An 820-nucleotide genomic window follows, 5' to 3' on the forward strand; every position below is an offset into this window, starting at 1 on the left:
CGGCCGCGCCTCCCGGGTACGTTCTCCCGGCCGACCCGGTGTTCGGTCCGCTGGTGCTGACGGCGGCCAACGCCGCCGAGGGTGTCCAGGTGACCGCCCCCGACGCGCAGCAGCCGGCGGTGACCGGTGAGGTGCGGGTGCTCAAGACGGACGCCGAGACCGGCGCTCCGCTCGCGGGCGGTGTGTTCGAGCTGTGGGAGGAGACCAACGGTGTTCCCGGTCTCCAGACCGACGGCGTGAACCCGGACACCCAGGTGGGTACGGCCTGCACCACCGGTGCGGATGGCTTCTGCCGCCGGACGGTGGACCTCGGCACCTACTACTGGCGCGAGACCGCCGCGCCTCCCGGGTACGACCTGCCAGCCGAGCCCGTGTTCGGTCCGCTGGAGCTGACCGCGGCCAACGCGGCCGAGGGCGTCCAGGCCACCGCCCGTGACTGCCCGTCGCCGAAGCCGCCGGGCAATGGCGCGATCCACCTGACCAAGAGGGACGCGCACTCGGGCGAGCCGGTGGCCGACGCGGTGTTCCAGCTGTGGCGGGAGAGCAACGGTGTTCCCGGTCTGCAGACCGGCGGCGCCAACCCGGACACCCGGGCGGGTGACTGCACCACCGCCTCCGACGGTGGCTGCGACTTCTCCCACCTGACGGCCGGGCAGTACTACCTGCGGGAGACCGCGGCGCCCGACGGTTACCAGTTCCCGCGTGACCCGGTCACCGGTCCCATCCAGGTGAACGCCGACGACTGCGTCACCGTCGACATCACCAACAAGAAGAAGAAGGACGACCACGGCGGCTACGGCTGGTAGTCGTCCGGTAGACC

1 protein-coding gene is annotated in these 820 nt (G+C 71.8%); it reads left to right on the plus strand.

Annotation, left to right across the window (positions count from 1 at the left end):
- Positions 1–806 (plus strand): MSCRAMM family protein (locus ABD308_RS29180; RefSeq protein ID WP_344341023.1); only part of this gene is annotated, 806 nt, incomplete at its 5' end.
- Positions 807–820 lie beyond the last annotated feature (14 nt).

Source organism: Kitasatospora putterlickiae, from assembly GCF_039527695.1.
Classification (GTDB): Bacteria; Actinomycetota; Actinomycetes; order Streptomycetales; family Streptomycetaceae; genus Kitasatospora; species Kitasatospora putterlickiae.